General features: G+C 38.0%; 13 protein-coding genes and 1 pseudogene. 2 read left to right on the top strand and 12 right to left on the bottom strand.

The window, feature by feature from the left end; genetic code table 11:
- Positions 1-164: 164 nt before the first annotated feature.
- Complete coding sequence (locus tag JOD96_RS22490) at positions 165-284, bottom strand: transposase (protein ID WP_245188459.1); 120 nt, start codon at positions 282-284, stop codon at positions 165-167.
- Positions 285-608: 324 nt separating this feature from the next.
- On the opposite strand from JOD96_RS22490, the pseudogene JOD96_RS19815 reads away from it, so the two are divergent.
- Positions 609-1,031: pseudogene (locus JOD96_RS19815) on the top strand (type VI secretion system contractile sheath protein TssC); the annotation flags it as partial.
- A gap of 145 nt (positions 1,032-1,176) precedes the next feature.
- Here JOD96_RS19815 and JOD96_RS19810 read toward each other — a convergent pair.
- The 8 genes from JOD96_RS19810 to JOD96_RS19775 all read right to left on the bottom strand — a co-directional run bounded on the left by JOD96_RS19810 (position 1,177) and on the right by JOD96_RS19775 (position 16,222).
- Positions 1,177-2,343 carry an alpha/beta hydrolase-fold protein gene (locus JOD96_RS19810; RefSeq protein WP_209565941.1) on the bottom strand — a complete coding sequence of 389 codons (1,167 nt, stop codon included), beginning with the start codon at positions 2,341-2,343 and terminating at the stop codon, positions 1,177-1,179.
- A 416-nt stretch (positions 2,344-2,759) separates the two neighbouring features.
- Entirely contained in the window at positions 2,760-5,333 is a 2,574-nt protein-coding gene (locus tag JOD96_RS19805) for a glycoside hydrolase family 9 protein (protein WP_209565940.1), read from the bottom strand.
- Positions 5,334-5,466: 133 nt separating this feature from the next.
- Positions 5,467-6,585: an alpha/beta hydrolase-fold protein gene (locus JOD96_RS19800; RefSeq protein ID WP_209565939.1), complete on the bottom strand. Its 1,119-nt coding sequence runs from the start codon at positions 6,583-6,585 to the stop codon at positions 5,467-5,469.
- A gap of 25 nt (positions 6,586-6,610) precedes the next feature.
- Positions 6,611-7,906, bottom strand: a complete 1,296-nt coding sequence (locus JOD96_RS19795) for a glycosyl hydrolase family 8 (RefSeq protein ID WP_245188458.1) — start codon at positions 7,904-7,906, stop codon at positions 6,611-6,613.
- A 44-nt stretch (positions 7,907-7,950) separates the two neighbouring features.
- Positions 7,951-8,913, bottom strand: a complete 963-nt coding sequence (locus JOD96_RS19790) for a glycoside hydrolase family 43 protein (RefSeq protein ID WP_209565938.1) — start codon at positions 8,911-8,913, stop codon at positions 7,951-7,953.
- A 68-nt stretch (positions 8,914-8,981) separates the two neighbouring features.
- Positions 8,982-11,582 carry a TIM-barrel domain-containing protein gene (locus JOD96_RS19785; RefSeq protein ID WP_209565937.1) on the bottom strand — a complete coding sequence of 867 codons (2,601 nt, stop codon included), beginning with the start codon at positions 11,580-11,582 and terminating at the stop codon, positions 8,982-8,984.
- A 6-nt stretch (positions 11,583-11,588) separates the two neighbouring features.
- Positions 11,589-13,517: a glycoside hydrolase family 97 protein gene (locus JOD96_RS19780; RefSeq protein ID WP_209565936.1), complete on the bottom strand. Its 1,929-nt coding sequence runs from the start codon at positions 13,515-13,517 to the stop codon at positions 11,589-11,591.
- Between the two features lie 590 nt (positions 13,518-14,107).
- A complete protein-coding gene (locus tag JOD96_RS19775; RefSeq protein WP_209565935.1) occupies positions 14,108-16,222 on the bottom strand; it encodes a thioredoxin domain-containing protein in 2,115 nt (704 codons plus the stop codon).
- A gap of 255 nt (positions 16,223-16,477) precedes the next feature.
- Between JOD96_RS19775 and JOD96_RS19770 the strand changes: the two genes are divergently transcribed.
- A complete protein-coding gene (locus tag JOD96_RS19770; RefSeq protein ID WP_209565946.1) occupies positions 16,478-17,944 on the top strand; it encodes an MFS transporter in 1,467 nt (488 codons plus the stop codon).
- 332 nt (positions 17,945-18,276) lie between these two features.
- Here the strand turns inward: JOD96_RS19770 and JOD96_RS19765 are convergent, their stop codons facing one another.
- The 3 genes from JOD96_RS19765 to JOD96_RS19755 form a co-directional block, all read right to left on the bottom strand.
- A complete protein-coding gene (locus JOD96_RS19765) occupies positions 18,277-20,442 on the bottom strand; it encodes a beta-glucosidase (RefSeq protein WP_209565934.1) in 2,166 nt (721 codons plus the stop codon).
- 310 nt (positions 20,443-20,752) lie between these two features.
- Positions 20,753-21,946, bottom strand: coding sequence for a hypothetical protein (locus tag JOD96_RS19760; RefSeq protein WP_209565933.1), 1,194 nt, complete (start codon positions 21,944-21,946; stop codon positions 20,753-20,755).
- Positions 21,947-22,151: 205 nt separating this feature from the next.
- Positions 22,152-25,448, bottom strand: a complete 3,297-nt coding sequence (locus tag JOD96_RS19755; RefSeq protein WP_209565932.1) for a VCBS repeat-containing protein — start codon at positions 25,446-25,448, stop codon at positions 22,152-22,154.
- Positions 25,449-25,466: the final 18 nt, after the last annotated feature.

Raw genomic sequence — 25,466 nt, 5'->3', positions numbered from 1 at the left:
ACTTCAAAAGCTCTATAGGGGTCATATAAAATTCTTAGATTGCAAAGTTCTTGTTTTATTTTGACATTTCCTCCCCAAGCTTTGTGCTTCATCCTACAAAAACCTGAGAAACAAAAATTAAGCATAAATATTAGTTAGCCTGAAAGAAAAAAAATCTACATTTCTTACTCCTTTAAATTGATAAATTGACTTCTAAATGCTTTTATTTTTGCATTGAAAGATTCTGCAGAAGCACTAGTACTCCTGTTATCAAAATAATTCAATATCGTTTTATAATGGTTCATTATTGTCCAGGGAGATTGTATTGAAAGACTTAAAACCGGATTGATTTACTTTTTCATGCCATTTGGCCAGTTTGGAAAAGCCAATGATTTTATCTTTTGTATTCTGAATACACCTCATAATTCTTGGGTGAGATTATCCTTTTTTGAAAAAAAAACCGTATGGCGGGGTTTGCTGTTTTTATGCTTTGTCGATTCTCTTTGCCGGTGCGAAGTCAGGAGACTTTCGCACAGCGTTTTAGAGGAACTCTTCGAAGAAGGGGAATTACATTCTTAATAAACATTCTTTAAGTCTAATTATAAGTTGTTTGATTTTAAACATTCTTGATGGGACTTGTGCCAATGGTAAATGAGTACAGCAAAATTATGGCTTTCTCTGCCAAAACATTATTTAATGGAGATAATTTAGGTTTGCAAACATATTCAGTAGTTAGGGTATTTGACCATATTACAAAAGTGCTTTTCGATTTCTTAAACAGAAGAGCTTTTGAGAACTGGACTACCAGAACTGAAGCTGACTTAAGAAGTCAAATTATTAAATTTTTAGACGGAATTAAAGGACCGGCTAATCTTATTGAAAAGTTTACCGTAATGAAGATTGAGCAAGACAAAACGCAAAAGGACAGAATTTTGCTGGACATCCATATTACACCTTACTTTCCTGCTAAAAGTTTTGTGATTCAATTAGATGGTCACAAGGGTGATGGCCCGGAAGAAGCTGTTTGGCATAGCGATTACAAGCAAGTTTAGTTAGGTATTATAATATTTATACCCGAAAAAATCGTTATTTTTTCGGGTATTTTTTTTATTACATGTGGCTTAAAAATAATGATACAAGTCTGTACATATTTAAATTCTCAATCCCTAATTTGTGTTTATCTTAATAGCGCAAATGCTATTTAAATAACTGAGAAGCAAACTGGTATAAGCATCTGCGCCATGTCAGCCATTCATGAGCCGTTTCAGGCGATTCGTAATACACGTATTTAATTCCCTGTTGGTCTAACATGTTTTTAAACGCACCAATTGATTTAGGAAACGGAGCCGGTTCTTTAGTTCCTAAACCTAACCAAAAAAGTTTGATTTTTTTATTAAGCGTATTGCCGTCTTTATATTTTCCTTCTAAAAAAGTAGCAGCGTCAATAGGATCTGTACTCGGATAATTGGCTGTACCGCTAAAGCCGCCATAGTAAGAAAATGTATCGAGATGATTCATCATAATCCGCATAGTTTGGTTGGCACCCATCGAAAGACCAGCGATTGCTCTGCTTTCGCGATTGGCGATGGTGCGGAACTTTGTGTCTATCATCGGAATAACTTCGGTCATAAGGACTTCTTCAAAAACAGATTCCGGGCGTTCTTTTTTATCCTTTGATTCTTTACTTTGCGGTTTATTAGCATAGCCATTATCCATTACAATAATCATAGGAGTCGCCTGTTTTGACGCAATTAAATTGTCTAAAATAAAACCTGCTTTTCCTTGCTGTGACCAGCCTGTTTCGTCCTCAAAACTTCCGTGTTGTAAATACAGTACGGGATAACGCGTTTTTGTATTTTCTGTATAACCTGCAGGCGTATAAATAAAACAGCGTCTAAAAGAGTTAGTCAGTTTTGAGAAATAGATGTTTTCGCTTATCAAACCGTGTGGCACATTTTTCAGATCAAAAAAATCCTGATCTGCAGACGGAATCTCAATCCCGCTGCCCCATCTTCCGGCACCATAGAAATACAAACTTCCCGGATCCGGAACTGATGCTCCGTCAATATTTAACTGATAATAATGAAATCCTTCATCCTGCGGATTTGATTCCCCTGTCCATATTCCGTTGGCGTCTTTTCGCATATCGTATTTCACTCCGCCAAGATCAAGCTGCACTTTATTTGCATTGGGTGCCGCAATACTGGCTCGTACGCGTCGCTGTGAATTAACTTGTGGAAATTGCCTTTCCGGCTGATTGACAGACGAAGGCTTAAAATCTTCCACTATTGTTGCTTTCTGACTCCAACCTGACTCAAAACACAGGCAGGAAATTAGTATGGTAATATTTAGAAATTGTTTCATGTTGCTTTTTTTTAGTTCGACCTATGTGTTTCTTACTGTTGGTTAATTTTACCGCAAAGCACGCAATGTATTTTTTTTTTGTTTGCAGTTGGTATTATTAAGTTCGCAAAGCTTTGTCAATAAAACTGCGTAGCTGAATACCACAGAGATACACAAAGGTTTCGCAGAGATTCATAAAGTTTTTATTTAATCTCGCAAAGGCGCAAAGTTTGTTTCACGCAGATTTAAAAAGATTTAAGCAGATATGCGCAGATAATTAATAATAATAATCTGCATAATCTGCGTGAAAAAACTTTGCGCACCTTGCGTAGATCTTTGTGCACCTTGCGGTTAAATCAGGCTTGCTCTGTGTTTTCAAACAAGCGAAGCGCCTTTAACCGCATGTCAACCTATATTTCTTTATGTGTTTAAATTTATTATTTCTCCGTAGCCAAATCATTTACCGCATTTGCCAGAAAAACATACCACGCACCACCATCGATGATACATTCGTTTTCTCCCCAAAAAAATGGCCAGTCATCTTTATTCTCCAGATAATCCGGTTTAAGAAAAATAAGTCCAGGAACTACGCCGCCGGCAATTGTCGTAAAATCGGCGCGATTGCCTCCATAAGCCACTTTTTTAGATCTGTTTCCAACCGCATTTACGAAAGATAAATTAGAATAAGGATGACAGCCCAGAATATAATTCAACCCCTGATAAACACTTTCTTTGTCCATGATGTCAGGATAAATCTTATGGATATAATAATTGGTACTTGCCCAATTGATCACCTGCGAACTTCCTCCCCAGCCTCTTTTTGCGATTGGCACACCATAAGGATTTTCGGCATTTTCCTTGTCCATTTTTTCTTTGTACTTCAACACATAACCACGTAATTTTTGTTTGTAAGTATCGTCCATGGAAGAAACAGCCAACAGCGCTGGATTCATATTAAAATCTAAATTTTCATCGAGTAATTTCCATATTTTATCTTCAAAACCTTTTTTATATTTTACGTCTTTTGTACTTAAGTAGAGCTGCAAAGTCGCGATCATGTCACTTCCTTTTCCCCATCTTGACATAGGACTATTATCCGGTTTTGCGTTCTTTTCTATTTCAGTGGCTTCATTGGCTAACTTAATCGCAAGAGACAAGCATTTAGCCGAAAGCACATCATTATAGCCTTTTAATGCTCTGCTTGCAGCTGCTAAAGAGCCTGCTGTTCTAAAGTCCAGAAATGAAGTACGGTTGGTAAAAGCCCACCTGTCATCTTTCGTACCGCTGGAAACTCCATTAGATTCATATGGTTTAAGCGAAGAATTATACGGAAGATTATCGGTTTCAGTAGATGCATCTCCCAAATGGTGGTATTGATGTAAATTGGGAACTACTATTCCTCTAACAGGATGCCCGATATTTTCTACTTGTGCGACAAGATTCAAAACGCCATGCTCGATTTGCTGTAATAAATCGGGCTGACCATCCGGACGGTGAATGTCTACAAATTGCGTTTTTTGGTCAATATACGTTTCGTCTCTGTTGACTTTGAATGCCTCCCACGATTCTACAAAACTGTTGATGACACTTACATGCGAAAAAGTCTGTATATCAAAATCACCGGCATCAAACCAACCGCCAACAGACATTCCGGGAATACGTTCCAGCGGTTTGTATTTCGTATCTGTTGTCGGACCTTGTTTGTAACCGTCGAAGTGTTCATGATTGATTGGTGCCTGAAGACAATCGTCTAAAAAAGGTCTTCCGTGCCAGACTCTATACGCCTCATTCACTTCCATATGATCCATCTGAACCGGAAACCAAACGTCCATAGTAGGATGCCAGATGTTGGCATAAACATTATCTTCAATCTGAAACGTATTGGTCTTTTGGTCGCCATATTGAATATAATAAAGTCCTTTTTCTTTAATAGCACTAAAATCAATCTGGGCATAATTATATCGGAGATAACTTCCCCAATCTTTGACATTTACTTTTAATTTTTCTGTGAATTTTCCATCAGCATCCAATTTAAAAATTGATGCAGTAGGCAACGCTTTGTCGTTTTTGTCCAGTTCGACAACCGCTACTTTCTTTTGCTCCGGCATATAACCAACCTGAGAAAAGCCAATTACAGGTTCTCTTTTCCAGTTCGTGATAGCGTTGGGTTCTACATACCAGCTCATTACTTTGCCTTTTTTATTTATGGGAAGAATACTTCTGGCAATAAACCAGCCGTTTTGCCCTAAATTTCTTCCGTCAAATAGCATTACATCCTGATCTTCAGACTGAATTTTTACGGTACGCTCGGGATTTTCGGGCGCAAAAATGAAATTCTTACCCGATTCTAGGGGAAGCGTGGCGATAAATTCATTTCTTCCACGATCGTCAAATGTGGTATGTCCGGCAAACTGAGGGATTTTTTCCGCTAAAGGGCGAATTTCTGTATTGCTTGCCGGATATCTCGGAAAAGTTCCCGCTTTTCCATCGACTACATAATTGCTTTCAAAATAAGAAGTAGGTATAAATTCCATATTAAATCCTGCCCTTCCTTCTAATGGTTTCGGAACGGGTTTGTCTAAAACCACATCGATCGTAAAACCTTTTCCTTTTGCTGTTACTATGATTTTAGAGTCAAAATTAAATTCCTCATAGCGCAATACAACTTCAATGGTATTTTTGGCCTTATCGACTTTTCGGCTGATCATTTTCGGAATCAAATCCCATTGTTCCGGTGTGTTCTGCAGCCTGATGGCTCCACCGGTAACCGTTCTCACACCATGATGAATAAATTCTATTCCGGCTGTTTTTTCGTCAAAAAACATTCCGTTGTATTCATTATTAAAAACCCAGACATTCAGTCCCGGAGTTTCGAAATATTCTTTTTCGTTTAATACTAAATTTTGAGAGAATGATTTGCCTGCCAGACTCAACAAACAAAAAATCGTCATTACATTTTTCAATAAATTTCTATTGAAAACAACCTTAGAAATGCTATTATTTTTACGCATATTTTTAGATTTAATTTATAGCCAAACAATAGTACCCGGACGGATGAATGGTTTAATTTGTCATGTTTTTGGGGAATACAATTCATCGCCAGATACTATTGAGATGATTGGATTTATTATTGAAAAAGGATTACTATTTGAATAAAAGCGGAGCCAGTTCTTTAAAGCTTCTGCGCCAGGTTTGAAATTCATGTCCCGTATTTTCTGAAATATAAGGAACAGCATTAAAGCCAGCCGTTTTAAGCGTTGCTACCGCATCTTTAATACCGTCAGGACGCTCTTTACTGCCACAACTTAAGAATATCAATTTTATTTTAGATTTGTCTTTAATGTCTTCCGGCTTATACGTTCCGCCGCTCAAAAGTGCATAGTGAGAAAAAACTTCAGGCTTGTTGAGTGTTATCGATTTTGTTTCCATTCCTCCCATCGATAAACCGGCCATGGCACGATTTGCATGATTGGCAAGCGTGCGGAAATTTGCATCTACATACGGAATTAACTCATCGACCAAAACGGTCTGAAAAGGTTCTATTTTAAAACTGGCCAGACCACCATATTTAATTTCATTTGTCATGCCGTAGGTCATCACGATCAGGAATGGTTTTATTTTGCCTTCTGCTATCAAATTATCCATAATCAAATTAACGCGTCCCTGATTGCTCCAAGCCGTTTCGTCTTCTCCCCAACCGTGTTGTAAATACAAAACCGGATATTTCTTTGCTTTTTCTTTATCATAACCTGCCGGCGTGTACACATAAGCTCTGCGTGAGGTATTGGTGCTTTTTGAAGGGAAAAGAATTTGCTGTACATTTCCGTGCGGCACATTTTTCAGGGCATAAAAATCCTGATCGTGAGCCGGAATTTCAATTCCGCTTTCCCAACGGGTAGAACCATAAAAATTGAGTGCACCCGGATCGTTAAAAACGCCTCCGTCGACTGTTACGTGATAATAATGAAATCCTTCGTCCATGGCGCCGGCTGTGGTTCCTCTCCAAAAACCGTCTTCGCTTTTAGTAAGCGCCGTTCCTCCTTTTGCACCGCCCAATCCCAAACTTACTACTACAGATTTGGCTTCGGGAGCTGAAATCTGAAATCGTGCATAACCCTGAGAATTGACTTGCGGATATTCCTGTCCGGGCTGATTGAATGTTGAAGGTTTAAAATCTTCGGCAATAGCCTGACTGGTTTGTGAAAAACCTGTAAAACCTGATAAAATAAAGGCCAATAAAATAGCCCATGTATACTGTTTCATATTTTTATTTTTTAAGTTTAAAAATTTATTGAACTGTCGGATTTATGATTTGATAATTCCCGCTAAGATGCATTAAACTAAAGAGATACATTAAGCCATCATAATACGGATCAAAGTATCCATCTTCATAAGGTTCAAGCTTTGCCTTCCAAAGTGCGTGAACGAAATCCATACTTTTCTTGTCCGGATTAACCAGTGAGGCTGTGGCCGAAGTGGCGACTAAGCCTATGGAATGTCTGAGTTTTTTAACGGGTCCGGCCTGAAGAATAAATTCCGGTTTAGAACCATCGAGATTAAACTGATCGTCAAAAGTTTCCAAACCTTTCGATCTCAGAAAATTTTGGAATTTTGCGGCATATTCTTCCTGCCATTTTTTATCTTTTCCGTACCAGGTATAATCCATTGCAATGTTCATAGGCACACGCCAGGAATCGTAACGAAATCCTCCCGGCATCCACGGTGTTGGGTGCGGTTCTCCGGTAAATTCGGTGTAATCTGAATTTAAACCTGTTACCGGATGAGTGGCTTTGTGCAGAAAATTACGGGAAACTTCCGCACATGCTGCATAAAACTCTTCGTGGCCGTCTTTTGCGTACAAAGCCCATATTTCATAAAAAGCAGGAACATGATACGAAGGATCTGTCCAGTTGTAACCGCCTCCTTCAGGCACGAAAGAGATTTGTTTGTGCTCGGTATTGATGATGTTATGAATATTTCCGGTCCCGTCTTTTTTCCACATCGCATCGAGTATTCTTCGGGCTTCATTATAGTAGTGAATTCCGGTATTATTTCCCCATTTGTTAGAGGCAAAAAGCAAACTGGTTATATAATACAATTCTCCGTCTGAAGCAGAACCGGCCGAGTTTTGTTTTTTGGTTTCCGGATTAACGCTCCACGCAAAATAACCCTCTCTTGGTCCGTCCTGATGTTGCATGTATTTGACCGACCAACGCCAAATGCGGTCAAAAACTTCTTTTTTATTAAGCTGAACCGCGACCATCATGCCGTATGACATTCCTTCGGTACGGGCATCTTTATTTTTGACATCTGAAACATATCCTAAAGAATCGCCTTCTTCAAAATACACTTTATTAGGCCCTTCAAAAACATCATAATAAGCTTTGGCTAATTTTTGGTCTATTTCAGACTGACTATAACCGGCTTCTTTAAAAAGGTTGCGGTATTGTGGTCTTTTTGCTTCTGATTTTTCTGTTTTCTTCTTGCTTTGACTCATTCCTAAAATTGGAACAAGAATCAAGACAATAAAAGCCAAAGTCCGAATTATGAGAAAAGTTTTCCCTGTATATTTTTTATGTATCATGATAATTGATTTTTATTGAATAAGAAAAATTGAAATTGATTTCTTTACTTGATTTTGCTCACGCCTTCTGTAGTCTGAATTATTTTTTGAATGGTGCCATCTTCATTATAATACATATAATCTACACAAACCGAACGTCTGTAACTGCCGCTTGTGGGTAAACTTCCGTTGTGATAAAAAAAGTACGATTTGCCTTTATAATCAATAATTCCGGGATGTGTCGTAAAACTGTTGTTTACATTTTCCTGAATAATGCCCTGATACGTCCATGGTCCGGTTGGACTTTTGGCCGTGCAGTATTCAATCATTTCCGGTTTTGTTCCCGCACTGGCATAGACTAAATAATAAATGCCTTTTCGTTTATACACCCACGGTCCTTCGATATAATTTTTAGGTTTAAAAGTGGTGATTGGGCTATCCAATTCAATCATGTTTTTTTTCAGTTTTACCCATTTACAGCTTCCATTTCCCCAATACATGTAGGCCTGACCATCATCATCTACAAAAACTGTTGGGTCAATATCGTCCCAGGCATAGGTCATGTCGGTAGTCATTTCGTTGATGATTAATGCTTTACCAATCGCATCCTTAAAAGGTCCGGTCGGACTGTCAGAAACTGCTACTCCTATTGCAGCGCCGCCTCCGCTCACCTCATCTTTTTTGTGAAACGTAGAGACAAACCAGTAAAACTTTCCGTTTCGCTCGATACATTGTGCCGCATACGCATCTCCCGTTGCCCATGAAAAAGTACTGGGCGAAAGCGGTGCTCCATGATCTTTCCATGTAGCCATATCTGTGGTCGAATACACGCGCCAGTCGGCCATTTTATAGTTCGTATCCTGCTCAGTGGCAACATCATGTCCTGTATACAAATACAAAGTGCCTTTATGAACAATAGGTGCCGGATCTGCAGTAAAAATATTTTTGATTATAGGATTCTGTGCCGTAATTTGAAGTGCTGGCAGAAAACTGACCAGCGCAAATAAAAGTTTAGTGTGGTTTTTCATGGTTCTTTTTTGGTTTGTATAGTTAATAGGTAACAGTGTGGTTTTTATTTTTTAAAAAATTCAATTCATTACTTCCTCTTTTTGATTATTACTTTCTTCCCAACATACTTTATGGTTTCAGAAATGGTATCGTTTTCTTTTCCGGAAATCCAGACAATGTTCATAGTATATTCTGCTGTTTGGTTTTTATAGCTTCCTAATTGTTTTTCCAGCGTCAGGGTTTGTTTTTTTTCGCTCCAACGCATAGGAATCTCAATATGTTTTCCTTTTTCATAATTGTAGTTATCGCCTTCGTCATTATAAAATGTAAAGGCTGCATCTTTACCGGTATAAATCCGAATTTCAAGTTCGTCCTGTTTTGAGTTTGTATGCTGAATCACCTTCCCCATGGGTACAATTGAACCTTCTTTTACAAAAACGGGAATTTTATCTAATGGCGCCGGAACCGAAATAGTCTGTCCTCCCTCAAATCGTTTTCCGGTCCAGAAATCAAACCAGGCATTTTGTTTTGGCAGATAAACATCCCAAGTGGTAACATTGGGCGAAGTAACGGGCGCTACTAAAAATGCTTTTCCAAACATATATTCGTAGGCTGAACTTACAGCAGTGGTGTCGTCCTTAAAATCCATAACCAAAGGCCGCATGAGTGTTGCGTTATTTTTAGTGATTTGCCAGGCTTCTGAATAGATATAAGGAAGCAATCGATACCTCAGGTTGAGCATAGATCGCATATTATTTTCTACTTTTTCTCCATATTTCCAAGGCTCGGTTTCTGTTTGATAACCGTGCATTCGAAATATCGGATTGAAAACGCCCCACTGAAACCAGCGCGTGAGTATTTCATGGTATTTTTCGTCTGTATATTGCGTCGGGCCCGGGCGAAAGAAACCGCCTATATCAGTTGTCCAATACGGCATTCCGGTCAGGTTATAATTTAATCCCGCCACAATTTGACGTTTATAAGCATCCCAGTCCCAGCCTATATCGCCCGACCAATTGATCGTACCATAACGTTGCTGCCCTAAAAAAGCCGATCGGGTCAAAATGGCAACTCGTTTTTCGGGATTGGTATTTCTTTGGCCTTCGTAAACCGCTTTGCTTACAAATAAAGGATAGGTTAAACGGTAAAAAACACCCAAACCAAAATACGTCTGTTTGCCTTTTAACGCATCATTTTCCGGTTCGGTCGCGTCCATCCACCAGGAATCTACTCCCAATACAAATAAATTTTTATTTAGAGCATTCCAGTGTGTTTGCTGCGTTTCGGGGTTATAAATGTCAATCCAGGGACAGTTGGGAATAAATAAATTTTTGGATACATATTCTTTACCAATTTCAGATTCCTTATTTAAATTTTCCCAAACAGAAATGGAGAAATGAGCGTTTAAATCGTGAATTTCTTTTATGAATTTTTCGGGTTCCGGATAATGGGTTTCATCAAATTTTGGTACTCCCCAGCCGTATTTACCCCAATATTGCCAATCCTGCACGATTACATCTACCGGTAAATTGCGTTTTCTAAATTCCTTAACCGTTGAAACCAAATGTTCTCCGGAAGTATAACGCTCCCGACATTGCCAAAATCCAAATGCCCATTTTGGAAGCATCGGCACATTACCCGTCAGATTGCGGTAATTCGCTATGATTTCGTCTGTATTATCTCCGGCAAAAACGACATAATCCAACGATTTTGCGTTGGGAGATTTAAAAACCGTTTCGTTATTAGAAGGTTTGAGACTGAGCGATGGCGTATTGGTCGATTTGCAAATTACTTTTACAACATGTTCGCCTGCTTTTAAGTGCACTAATTTACCCACGGCGGGCGGCAGCCACAAATTAGACTGATTGATGACATCGATATTATCAATTAGAACCAAATGACGGCTGTCCATATCTCCCAGATCCAGAAATAGGGAATATTCTCCGTCTTTGTCAACAGAAAAATTTCCGGAATAGATGGATTGCTGCTGTGAAACTTTCTGTGTACCCGAAGTTGTGGTCACTTCAATTTCCTGTTTTTCGCTTTCACTTTTACTATTCTTAACCAAAGGAATTTCCTGATGGGTCGGATTAAAATAAGTCAGCCCGTACTGATTCCACATTAATCCATATCCTTTGTTCGAAACCAAAAACGGAATGGCGATTTGTGTATTGACCTGAATTAATTTTCGGGTCGTATTTTTTAGGTTATATAAACCATCCTGAAACTGTCCTAATCCAAATAAATATTCATCCTGCGGAGATTCAAAACCTTGCTCAGCGATAAAACAAGGATCTCCAAGAATAATATCGGGTTTTAATAACCTTGTATTTGCTTTTTCGCTCAGGAATATTTTACCCGATTTATCGCTATAAGTTAGTACGCCTGTTTTTTTATCGTAGTTCACTACAATACTTTTTGTACTGATTTCTAAACTGTTGTCCGTTTCTTTTAATGCAAAACCGGGCGCAGCAGGTTTATTGATCAGGACAAATTCTTGTTCTTCTTTCTTATTTTTTATTTGATATTGTACACGAACTGATTTCTCGGTAAGCGGAATAATATGCAATACGCCTTCTGTAACCTCTATCGATAAACGATCCTTGGTTAAGGAATGTTTGGTGTACTGTTGCGCTTTCGCGGAAGTAAACCAAAAGCCTAAAAATAAAATGTAGATACTCTTTTTCATAACAGGCTATTTATCCATTGGAGTTAATGAAATTGCAAATCCACCACGGCGAAGCAATTTTACTTCAAGCGTCGAATTTTTATCAACCAACATAATTTTTGATGCAAAAGCTTTGTCATGACTTCCATCAGCAATAACAATTGCTCGATAATTAACGCCTGATTTTAAAAATGATAAGTTGATATTTTTTGTTATCTCCTTGCTTTCAGCAGCCGTAATGCCGCCCACGTACCAAACTTCTCCTTTTCTGCGCGCTATCGTGACTTCCTCTCCGGGATAACCGTCAATTAATTTGGTATCGTCCCATGTTGTGGGTACTTCTTTCAGGAAAGTTTTAGCGTCCTCGGGTAATGCATAATATCCTTCCGGCCTATCAGCTAAATGTTGCAAAGGAGATTCAAAAAGTACCGAAAGTGCGAGTTCATGTCCGTAAGAAGTATGATGCGGAAATTGCGAATTCGTAAAAGTTACCGGCGTATAATCCATGGCACCGACTGCATTTCTGGTAAAAGGCAAAATCGTGTTATGCTCTGGAGCTGTGGTCGAAAATTCTGGTCCGTTATTGTACCATTCTGCTCCACGAACAGCTTCATAAGTCATTAAATTCGGGTACGTTCTTGACCATCCACGCGGTACCAGGCAGCCATGAAAATAAACCATCATTTCAAACTGAGCCGCATCTTCGAGAATATCCAGATAATATTGAATCATATCTTGTTTTTCACTTTCGAAAAAATCAACTTTAACCCCCACAACACCCAGCTTTTTTAGTTTCGTAAATTCTTGAATCCTGTTTTCATGTGTGAGCATTCTGTCTTTTGGTGTAGAAGGCACCCACGTATGATCGCCTCCCGAATTGTACCACATCAAAGGTTTTATTCCTTTTGAATGGATGTATTTTAAGGCATCTTCCAGATTTCCGCCATTGGTCATACTGTCCCATTCCCAGTCTAAAAGCGTGTAAGGCCAGTTCATTTTTTCGGCTAAATCTGCAAACGCACATACGATTTTAAAATCTTTGGTTCCGTGATTGCTCGACCAGTAATTCCACGATACTTTTCCGGGTTTTATCCAGTCTGTCGTTTTAAAACGAGTTGACGCTGAGACATCTTCAATTAAGGTACTTTCAACAATATCAGACAGGTTACCAATAGTAATAACTCTCCAGGGAGATTTCCACGGAAGTGTAATTCTGGGTTTGGCTTCGCCTTTTCCTCTGCCGTCTTTTGGATCCGGAAAAGTGAGTTTATACGTATTGCTGTCGGCTGTATTGCTCAATTTTGTACCGCAATACGTGCGATCCAGATCGGCTTCGTGAACTAAAAACCAAGACGATTTATCTGCAGTATTAAAGAGTGCGGGATAACACCATTCTTGCTGTAGTACGGTTTCATTACTCGATGTGGCATACAAACCTTCATTTGCCGGATTCCATTTTTCGAGCCACCGTTTATTTTCTTTCGGAATTTCATAAGCGGTCAATTCATCATTGATAGTATACGAACCCTTCTTCTCCGGAAATTCATATCGAAAGGTAATGCCGTCATTGTACGCTCTTAAGATGAGATTGAGTTTGGCCTTAGTCGGATTTTCAAAAGAAACCGTAATTTCATTGGCTTCATTTTCCCGCACGGACTTTTTGCCGAAAGGAAGTTCATAATGTTGCTGAATTAATTTTGTTTTTGATGTTTTTAAAAAGAGAAGTTTTTTTGAAAAATCCTGATCACTTCTGGAGAGGCCTAATGTTATTTTTGGGATAATCCCGTCTGTATTTTTATCTGCCAAAAGGTTTATTTTGAGATACCATTCACCGTCATGGCCCATTTGCAAATTGAGTGCTAATTTTTTATTTGGGGACTGTAATTGTATGGGCTGCGACCAGGAATGGAAGAAGACGAGTAAAGCAAAAGACACTAAGATATTTTTCAACTTCATGATTTAAATAATTCATTTAATCTTCTCCTTTGTCAAAAGACAAAATAGGAGTAGTCGTTATTATTTGCAGATAACCAAAAAACAATGTTTAAGGAAAAGCCGAAAGCGCCCAACTTTCGGCTTTATAAAAAACTAACTAACATTTAGTTATAAATCCAAAATGAATAAAATTTATAACCAACCACTAACTTTAGATTTCAACATTACTTTTTAGAATGCTGACCGAGCAATATATTGTAGAATCTTATATTTCAAATGCTGAATTTCGATTCTGTAATTTATAAGTGTATTTATTACAAATATAAAAAAAGAATCGATAACACAACCGATTGTTTGAACAATAATTTAGGAATTAAACAATTATTAAAGAATAAAAAAACATTATGAATTAAAAAACCACCAAAATATTAAACAATATTTAAATAGCGGTTTCTTTTTCGCGTGGATATTATTAATTTTAAGCCGTAAATTCAAATACTTTACAGAAGTCGTAAAAATGTGAAAACACAAAAAAAAATCATATTTAAACACTTTTTAGTCAGTGTCTTAAACATGATTTTAAATCGTTAGCCTAAAGATCAAATCGAACTTTATCGACTATTTTTTATTTTATTTACTGCAATAGCCACATCTCGTTGCGGCATTTTACAGGCTTTGTTCACGCACACATAAACATACGTTTCGTCATTTGTATAGCGATCTTGTAAAAGAGGAAGCTTACTTTCTTTTGTGGCTCCGGCAATCAAAATATTAGGCAGATAATAACTTTGGAGTTGGCTTGTTTTAGCAAAAGCTTCTTTGCCGGAAATGGCAACTTCATAGTAATCAGAAGTATAATTGAGCATTAGATCCAGCCAGTTGTAATATTCTGTTGGCGACTGCAAAGCATCTACTTTGACATTATTGAGCATTTTTTGAGCTATTTCAGAATAATTTTCATTCGAATAATAATGCCCGAGCAAAAATAAATTATGAGCCAGAATTGAATTGGAAGACGGAATTACATTGTCTGCGATTTCCATTTTTCTGGCAATTAAATTGGCTGAAGCATTAGATGTAAAATAAAATAAATAAGATTTTTTATCCCAAAAATGAGCTAGTGCATAATCGGTTACTTGCTTGGATTTTGTGAGCCATTTTTCATCCAAAGTAATTTGATATAACGAAATAAAAGCATCGCCAACGGTTGCGTAATCTTCTGAAAATCCTGAAATACTACTCTTGCCTTCTTTATAACTGTGATTCAGGCTCCCGTCTTTCTGAAGCTGATTGTTGACAATAAAATTGGCGTTTTTTAAAGCAATTTCTTTATAATGCGGATTTTTAAAGGCTCGGTACGCATTCACATAGCCCTTTATCATTAAGGCATTCCATGAAGTCAGGGTTTTATCATCGAGGTGAGGCTTTGGTCTTTTGCTTCTCGCAGTGGCCAGTATTTGTTTCCAATTTTTAATTTTAACTTCTAATGCAGGCAAGGTCAGTTTGTTTTGAAGGGCAAACTCTTTGTCTGACTGATTGGTAAACAGAATATAATTTCCATTTGCCCACAGCCCCTCCTCATTAACATTAAAATAGCGTTGAAAAAGAGCAAAATCTGATTTTAAGAGTGTTTGTAATTCTTCTTTTTTCCAGGCATAATAAGCGCCTTCTTCGAGTTTATTGCTTTTGTTTTTACTGTCCGCATCCAGCGAAGAATAAAAAGCGCCGTTAGCAGCCATGAGTTCGCTTTCTACAAAATTAAGGGTTTCGACTACCCTTTTTTTATACAATTCATTTCTTGACGCCAGATACGCATCAGCATATAAACTCACTAATTGTGCATTGTCGTACAGCATTTTTTCAAAGTGCGGAATATGCCATTTTGAATCTGTTGTATAGCGCGAAAAACCACCGCCAACAGCATCATAAATACCGCCATTTGCCATTTTAGTAAGTGTGGTGTGCACCTGTTTTTGTATCGCTTCGTCTTTATTTTGAGTGCTGTAACGAAGCAGAAATTGCAAAGAAGCAGGCATTGGAAATTTGGTTTCGCCCAGTAAACCTCCTTCTTTATAATCGAATTGTTTTTGCCATAATTTTACGGCTGTTGCTACATCACTACTCTGAAAATCAGCCTTTGCCGAATTGACCGCAATGAGTTGTGATTTCTGGATTCCGCTTACGAGTTTATCGGCATATTCGCTGGCTTTTTGGGGATTATTTTTATACAAATCCGAAAGTTCCGTAAGGGCTTTTGTCCATTCTTCTTTGGTAAAATAAGTCCCGCCAAAAATGGGGCGCCCATCAGGAAGTGCAATACAATTTAAGGGCCATCCGCCCTGCCCTGTCATCAATTGTACGGCGTTCATATAAATTTGGTCTATATCCGGACGCTCTTCACGGTCGACTTTTATGCTGATAAAATGGTCATTCATTAATTTGGCAACGGCTTCGTTTTCAAAACTTTCCTGTTCCATAACGTGGCACCAGTGACAGGCAGAATACCCCACTGAAATAATAATCAGCTTATTTTCTGCTTTTGCCTTATCCAAAGTTTCCTGATTCCACGCTTTCCAATTTACAGGATTGTGCGCATGCTGTAAAAGATATGGGCTCGTTTCATTGATTAAATCATTGGTATATTGGTGATATTCCTCTGTATTCTGTTTTTTGTTACAGCTTGTAAAAAAACAGAAAATTAGGATTAGGAGAGATAGAATACGCATATAAATGAAAATAAAAAAATTAATGAATGAGGCTGATTTTCAGTGTTTTTTTCAATCAGAAAGCTAAAATAGCAATTTATATTTAATAGATTTACCGTAAATAAATAATGCTTCAAATATGCTATTAAAAGCTTCAAAATTGACAATCAAATTTGAGCTTTCAGGCTATTTTTACAGTTCGCATTTTATTAATCTGCATTCATTTTTCAATCCTATAGAATGAATGAAGCAGGAAAAAAAGAAACCAATAAATTTATGAGTAATACATCGCAAAAGCTTTCTGTGCTGGAAAAAATAGGTTACGGTCTGGGTGATTTTGCAGCCAACCTGACTTTTCAGACGTTGCTGACCTTTTTGGCTTTTTTTTACACAGATGTTTATAAGATTCCGGCAGGAACGGCGAGTATTATTATTTTTATTGGAGGTTTTGCTGGTGCTTTTTTTAACATCGTTATCGGGGTTATTGCAGATCGCACCCAAACCCGCTGGGGAAAATTCAGGCCCTGGATATTATGGACAGCAGTACCGTTTGGGGTTGCTGCTGTTTTGTCTTTTTTAACGCCTGACTTTAGCGAAAACGGCAAGATCATTTATACTTTGCTGACGTACTTTTTTCTGGTACTTATTTACTCTGCCAACAATTTACCTTATGTGGCCTTAGGCGGTGTTTTAACGGGCGATATGAAAGAAAGAAATAGTCTTTCGTCTTATCGTTTTGTCGCTGTCATGATTGCTCAGTTTATCATTCAGTCGCTTTTATTGCCTTTGGTTTTAATTTTAGGAAATGGCGATAAAGCAGTGGGTTTTAAAAACACCATGATTGTATTTGCTATCACGGGAGTTATTTGTTTGCTCATTACTTTTTTTACTACCAAAGAAAGAATTATTCCTGCAAAAAATCAGGAATCGTCCATCAAACAGGATTTTCTGGATTTATGCAAAAATGGTCCCTGGCTCGTGATGCTGTTGGTTACAATTTTGGTTTTTATTACTTTGTCTTTAAAAGGCGGTATGTATGTTTTTTATTTTAAATATTATCTCGATCCGGTTGCACAAACTACTTTTCTGAATGATATTGGTTTTACGTCCTTTATTGACAAGCTTAATACTACTTTGATCACTATGGGATTGGTTGATTTTCAGTGGCCAAAAGACGTTCCTACCTCAGCCTTTAGTCTTTTTAATGCGGGTGGAATTCTGTTTATGATTTTTGGAATTCTGTTTTCGAAATCGCTTGCAGATGCCTTTGGTAAAAGAAACATCTTTATCACTTTTATTTTTTTATCGGCATTAAGCCTGTTGTTTTTTAATTTTTATGGCAGGACTGCGATCGCCATGGTTTTTGTGACGCAATTAGTTCACGGCTTTATTTACGGCGTTACAATTCCGTTATTGTGGACTATGATTGCTGACGTTGCTGATTACGGCGAATGGAAAAACAATCGAAGAGCGACTGCAACTGTTTTCTCGGCCATGCTTGTCGGACTGAAAATAGGCATTAGTATTGGCGGAGCTTTGGGCGCTGCATTTTTGTCTAAATACGGTTATGTAGCCGAAGAAGTGAATCAGGTACCAACAGCAGTTGAGGGAATTAAATTGTGTGTTAGTATTTATCCAGGATTTATTTTCATTATAAGTGCCATTCTCCTGTGCTTTTATGTAATTGACAGAAATATGGAAATTGGGATTGAAGCAGATTTACGTGAACGACGAGGAAATTAGCTGATACCACAGAGATACACAAAGGTTTTGCGCAGAGATACACAAAATTTTTATTTAATCTCGCAGATACTTAATCTCGCAAAGACGCAAAAGCGCAAAGTTTTTTTCACGCAGATTTAAAAAGATTTAGGCAGATAGGCGCAGATAATTAGTAAAAATAAATCTGCGAAAAAAAAATCCTTTTAATTCTTTAATCTGTGGCTAAAATTTTGCGCTTTGCGCTTTTGCGTGAGATTTATCGGGTAAACTTTGCGCTTTTGCGTCTTTGCGAGATTATAAAAACTCTGCGTATCTCTGTGTTATAAATATTACCAAAACAGGAAAAAACTATCTTATTGCACTGTAACTTTAATCGTATTCACAATATTCTCGGCTGATGTTGCAGTATAAAACACAAATTCACCCGGCTCAATTTTCCAGTCAGAAGTTTTCTCATCATAAAAAGCCAAATCTTTTACTTTCACTTTTAAATCGACTGTTTTTTGTTCTCCCGGTTTCAGGAATATTTTATCAAATGCTTTTAATTCTTTTTTAGGTCTTAAAACAGATGCTTTTGTCTGACCTGCATATAATTGCACTACTTCTGCACCATCTGTTTTTCCTGTGTTTTTAATGTTCAGTTTTACTGTGATTTCATCATTTACACCATAGACTTTTTTGTCTGCGGCAACATTAGAAATTTCAAAAGAAGTATAAGACAACCCGTAACCAAAAGGATGCTGAGGCGCAATTTCTTTGGTATCAAACCAACGGTATCCTACCAAAATGTCTTCTTCATAATTGACTTTCAAATCGTGACCCGGATACGCCCCCAACGCATGTGCCGGAGATTGGCTTAAAGTAACCGGCATCGTAAAAGGCAGTTTTCCTGACGGAAATTCTTTGCCGCTTAAAACATCAACCACGGCATTTCCGGCTTCCATTCCGCCGTACCAGCCCCAAACTACAGCAGGCACACGCGATTCGATACCCGCCAGTTCAAGCGGAGAACCTGCAATAATTACCACAATAGTTTTCGGATTTGCTTTGGCCACTTCCTGAATCAGGGTTTCTTGTCCGTAAGGCAAACGCATGTGCAATCTGTCAAATGATTCTGAATCGAAATCGTGATTTAAGCCTGCAAAAACAATCGCCACATCTGATTTTTTGGCCTGAGCTACTGCTTCCTCGATTAATTTCCAATCTATTTTATCGGTATTTAATTGTCCGTCGCTGCTTCTTTCCACCACATGAGATTGTTTCTCATAGCCTTGCGCAAAATTAATCTGCATTGATTTTCCGTATTTTGTGGTCAACGCCTGAAGCGGTGTTATCTCATACGCAGCTTTGATTTCTGAGCTAAATCCGCCGCCGCAATGCGTTCGGGTTGCATTATCCCCAATAATCGCTACAGATTTTAAGGTGCTCATATTCAACGGCAAAATTTGTTTTTCGTTTTTCAATAAAACCACCGCTTCTACAGCAGAACGATACGCGGCTTGTTGGTGTTCTTTTGTATTTATGGAACCTGTGATTCTTGTTTTTGGATCTAAAACTTTCGTTTTAATCATGACTCTCAGAATGTTGCCTACTTTTTCATCTACCACACTTTCTTTTACACGACCTTCTTTTACGGCTTTAATTAAAGGATCTGCAAAATACCAGTCGTTATAATTTTCTTTTTCGGTTCCCATTTCCAGGTCTAAACCAGCCAAAGCGGCTTTTTCGGTACTGTGAACTGCATCCCAATCTGACATGTAAACGCCTTTGAATTTAAATTCTTCGCGCAAAAGCGTTCGTCCCAAATATTCATTTTCAGTACAATACGAGCCTCTGAATTTATTGTAAGCCCCCATAACACCCAATACTCCGGCATCTACCACAGAAGCTATGAAGCCCGGCAAATAAATTTCGCGCATGGCGCGTTCGCTCATCGTAACATCAACCACAAAACGATTTTGTTCCTGATTATTGGCCACAAAATGTTTTACACAAGCCGCAACATCCTGTGTTTGCAAAGCCTTGATATAATGGATGGAAAGCTGTGAGATAAGAAACGGATCTTCACTCAGATACTCAAAATTTCGCCCGCAAAGCGGCGAACGAATAATGTTGATTCCCGGCCCCAGCAAAACGTCTTTTTTACGATAGCGTGCTTCTTCGCCCAAAACGATACCGCGCTGTTTGGCCAATTCAAGATTCCAGCTTGCAGCCATCGCCGTTCCCGGAGGAAAACAGGTCGAAGCATCATCCGTTAGTCCGGCATATTGCCAATTGTGGCGGTTCATTTCTGCCCTTACTCCGTGTGGACCGTCAGACAACGCCCATTCCGGAATTCCGAGATGTTTTACTTCTTCGGTGTAAAACTTAGAATTGCCATGCAGCATACCGACTTTTTCCTTTAAAGTCATTTTCTTAATTAACTGTTGAATTCTTTTTTCTGTCGAAGCATTTGTCTGTGAAAAAGAACTTTGAAAAAATACGGAAAACAAAGCCGCTGCTATAAATCGTAATCTCATTTTATATGTTTTATAAACCTTTTTGGGTTCAATTAAATAATTAGATTTTGAATGCTAAATGGAAAATCAAACCTATTAACAAGCTCCCAAAAATAGCCGAATACGAAATATTAGAATCCTATAAATCGAGCATTTTATATCATAAATGAAGCAAATCTGAATGAAAAACATGAATTTTTAAACTTCAATAAAAAACTATTTCAAACTCCATCGTGTGGACACAAATAGTATAAATCAATTTTGAATACGAATTTCACTAATTTTCACAAATTTGAATAGGTTAACTTAGTGTGTGAAATTCGTGTGAAATTCAATGCATTGTTACTTTCATTTTTTTGCCTAAACTAAATCGGTACGAATAGCCTACATTGACAGAGTAATCGGCGAAAGCAGCATCTCCCTGTACGTGTACATATTTGGACGGATCAGTAATAACAGAGTTTTGCAGATTCTGACTGGCAATATCGGCAGCACTCTGGATACGGTTTTTTACGATATTGTAAGGAATAAACAAACTAAAGTTATGTTTTCCGATATGATAGGCAAAGCCATATTCTATCGCTATAACATATCCGGGACGACGATAAGCTACCTGCCCTCCAAAAGCATCGTAAGCCGGAATTCCTTCGATTCTTCCGGCAAGGGAAACACTAAAATTTTCTTTTTTATCTACGGCTGCAGACAAACCTGCTCTTGCAAAATACTGATCCGGGCAGGCATAAATTTCATAACCTTCCAAACCTTCTTTTGGTGGTGATTTAAAGCTGCCGTTTGATTCTTTTGGGTTGAATAAATAATACCCGTTTGCAAATCCGTAAAGGCGGCCGGTTATTTGTCTGAATACTTGTAGTTCTGCTGCGATTCCAATTCCGCCATCACCCGGCTGAATGGCCTGGTCCATCATTACGCTTTTTGTTGTTCCGTCCGTTTGTGGCGCGTCGTCCATTTTAGTATGGCTTCCTGTATTTAGTTTTACTCCCAATCCCAGCATTAAGTTGCCTTTATGAGCCGTTTTTGGGTCAAAAAACCAATAATTTACACTTACTCTGGCATCTGCAAAGCCTTGTGCATACACGCTGTATCTAAGGGTATCTTTTACGGGTGTTGCCTGTCTTAATACCTGAGAACGTTCGTTGTGAACATAAGGCAAAGTAGCATTGATCTGGATTCTGTCGGTTATTCCGTAAGAAAAATTAAAATCTACTGCATGCGAATAAATATTTACGGCGTTCCCTCTTTCAACTCCGTTTTCGTCATGCCCGCCACCTGTGGTCTGGCGTTCTCGTTGTTCTTCTTTCCCAACAAAATGCCTCCAGGAATGAAAATAACGGTAATTTGTTCCGACCTGAAATTCGCCTTTGCCTAAATTATAAGAACTGGCAGAATTCATATAAAGCCCTCCCATTTGACGAACAGCCACACAACCCTGAGCAGCAATTTTTTGTGTATGAAATGCTATAAAAATGAATGCTATAAATACAGTATATGATGATATTTTTTTCATGATTTTTTGTTTAATAATTGTTCAGCCATTTAATTAATCAAGTTACCAGATGCAAAGTTTAAACACAATATTGTCAGTTCGACGGAGAAGAAATCTCACTATAAATTTCACAAAGTTTGTCTCCAATCTTTGCCGATTCCCGGGTGTGAATTCTCCTTCGTCGAAATGACAAAATCTTTGCGTCTTTGCAAACTAGCAACTTTAATTAATTGATTCTAACACTTTGCAAAAACGAGTTGTTTTTAGTCACCAAAAGATAATTTTTGCCTTTTACGCTAATCTTCTCCATGTTTTTAACATCGCCCGGAGTAAAAAATCCGCTGTTGGTTGCTGCAATCGATTTGAATTTTCCTTTACCATTTCCCTTTAAAAACAATCCGTGACCCGCATCGTTTCTTGGCGTTTCCACTTCAGAGTTGTACATGTTACCGGTAATCAGAGCATCGAGTTTACCGTCTTTGTCATAATCCTCTACCATTATTTGATTGATGCAGGTAAGCTGTGCTTCGACAGGCAGTTCGTGAATGATGAACTTGCCATTTTTATTTTCTAAATAAATACTGGCGAATGATTTTACTTTATAATGCAAGGCTTCTTTAAGTGACTTTTCGGTGTAAACATCAACCAAAGTGGCTTCTGAAAAACTTTCGTAATCTTTGAATTTTTTCTTGATATTTGGAATTTGCTGAGACGAACAGCCACGACCGCGAACGGGATATTGCTTGCCATCATTGTAGTAACTCAGCACGATATCTTTGTGTTTATTATTGTCGAAATCTTTTACATAAATATCGAAAGTTTCGTTTGGAGTTGCTTTGTATTTGTAGTTCAGTCCGTTATTTCCTGCGATATAATCCATATCGCCATCATGGTCAAAATCGCCTTGCTGAATGCTCCACCACCAACCGGTTGTATCGTCATTGAGTCCCATATTTTTAGTCACTTCTTTGAAACCCGCTGTTGTATTCTGGAAAATACGAATCGGCATCCATTCACCTACGACAATAATATCGGCTAATTTGTCATTATTAAAATCGGTAATTACAGCACTTGTTGCCATTCCTAAATTGGTAAACTCTTTAGGTGATTTTTTAGAAACTTCAAATTTTGGCTGTGTAGGCGAACTTATATTATGCAGTAAATAAGTGGTTGCCGGCGACGGATATTGTCCCGGAACCTGTCTTCCTAAAACTAAAAGATCTTTTTTCCCATCCTTATCGTAATCAATAGGATAAACTTTAGAACTACTTGCCAGCATTGTTGGCAGAACTCCTTTTGGAGCTTTGGTAAAATCACCTTTTCCGTTGTTTAGGTATAATCTGTCTTGCAATTTTGGGTCGTTAACCAAAAATTCGTAGCCACCGCTTACTACATACAAGTCATTATCACCGTCATTATCTGCATCAAAAATTAAGGCTCCTGTATCTTCGCTGGCTTTATCATTTTCTAATGCCTGAATTTTCTTTTCTGCAAAACCATTTGGAGTCTGCATAAATATTTTTCCGGAATAGGTTGCAGAACCTCCAATAAAATAATCTTCTAAACCATCTTTGTTCAAATCTCCAACTGCAATAGCAGGACCAAAAGTCGACATTTTATGAGGCAATAAAACCTGATCTTTAAAATCGTCGTATGGATTTTCTTCGTGTTTAAAGACTGGGAAAACTGTGGTTTCAGTTGCAAATAAATGGTTTTTAGGAGTTGTTTTTGCAATTGCTTCTTCTGTGGCATCCTGTTCTTTAAAGCTTAGTGTTTGATTCACTTTTACGTTAGAGAATTTTTGCACCTTGCCATTGGTCCAGACTACTTTTACCTCATCAATCGTTTTGTCTTTACCTACACCAAAATGTAATTCAGGTGCTACTGATGACTGAAAACCTCTGGTTAAAGTAAGCTCCTGCATCTGGGTTCCTTTTTTGTTTTTGATATAAACACGATTTCCTAAACCAAAGGTGTTTTTGGTATTTCCTTTAAAATTTACTTTGATGTAATTATTGATTTTTGAACTTGAATTTTCAAAAACAGAGGCATAATCATCGATATTATTTACGACCAAATCTAAATCGCCGTCGTTGTCTAAATCGGCGTAAGCCACACCATTTGAAAATCCTTTAAATTCAATTCCCCATTTTTTATTGGCTTCTTCAAAATGTAGATTTCCTTTGTTTTGAAACATAAAATTGTCAATTTTCTCAGAAGGAATTTCCTGTGATTTTTTCAGTAAATCTTTGGGTTGTAAATTGAGCGCTTCCAAACTATGAAAGAAATCATTGTTGTTAATTTCTCTTCTTGTTCCGTTGGTTACAAACAAATCCTTGTTTCCATCATTGTCAAAATCGGCAAATAGAGGTCCCCAGCTCCAGTCTGTAGACGAAGTTCCGGTAATACGAGATACATTCCCAAAATGCGGAATTCCGTTTTCATTTACTCCCGTGTTCAGCTGCATGCAATTGTGCATGTATTGGTAGTTGAAACCGGCATCGACTACATCCCAAAAAAGTTTCGGATTCATACTGGACATATTTGCTTTTTTACGACGATTGTCTTTGGCGTCCATATCTACCTGAAAAATATCGAGATTTCCGTCGTTGTTAAAATCAGAAATATCTACACCCATTCCGTAAAAAGAATTATGCGCCATGGCCTCTTTTACCACTTCCTTAAAAGTACCATCCTGATTGTTGATGTACATGAAATCTGGTGAGTTGAAGTCATTCGAAACATAAATATCCGGCCAGCTGTCGTTGTTTAAGTCGCCAACTGTGGCACTTAAGGATAATCCGTAGTTTTTTACGCCTGCTTCCAGAGTAACATTGGCAAAATGATTGCCGTCGTTTCGATATAGATGTCCTGATTCATTGTCCTGAACATGGCGCATCATTTGCACATAATCTTCCGTGGCCGAATTGAATCTTGTTGGCGGATAATTGGCTACAAATAAGTCTAAATCGCCATCTTTATCATAATCAAAAAAAGTTCCCTGAACACTGTTTCCAACATCATCAATACCGTATTCTTTGGCTTTTTCTGTAAAAGTTCCGTTGCCGTTATTGATGTACAATTCGTTGTTTTTAGGGCCGAATTTCCCTCCAACACTACAATAAATATCCAGAAAACCGTCGCCATTGACATCGGCCATTGCCACTCCGGTGTACCAGCGTGAATCACCGCCCACGCCTGCTTTTTTGGTAATATCTTCGAATTTTAGTTTTCCTTTATTCAGGTATAATTTATTCGAAACCTGATTTCCGGTAAAGAAAATATCTACCAGACCATCGTTATTAATATCTCCTGTAGCTACTCCTCCGCCTAAATAAATATAATTGTAGGTGAAGTAATTGAGTGAATCATTTTCTTTCAGATTATTGCTGAAATCAATTCCGGTATCGGCACGATCTAAAGTCGCAAAAATCTTTTCGTCTGATTCTTTAGTCGAACAGCTGGCCAATATTAATAAGCTCAGAAGGGTAAAAAATGCTGCTTTTATTGTTATATTTTTCATAGTTAGGGTGCTAATTAT

The organism is Flavobacterium sp. 1355 (genome assembly GCF_017833415.1).
Classification (GTDB): domain Bacteria; phylum Bacteroidota; class Bacteroidia; order Flavobacteriales; family Flavobacteriaceae; genus Flavobacterium.
The sequence above is the reverse complement of the archived record's forward strand: the minus strand, read 5'-3'. Positions and strand labels throughout refer to the sequence as shown.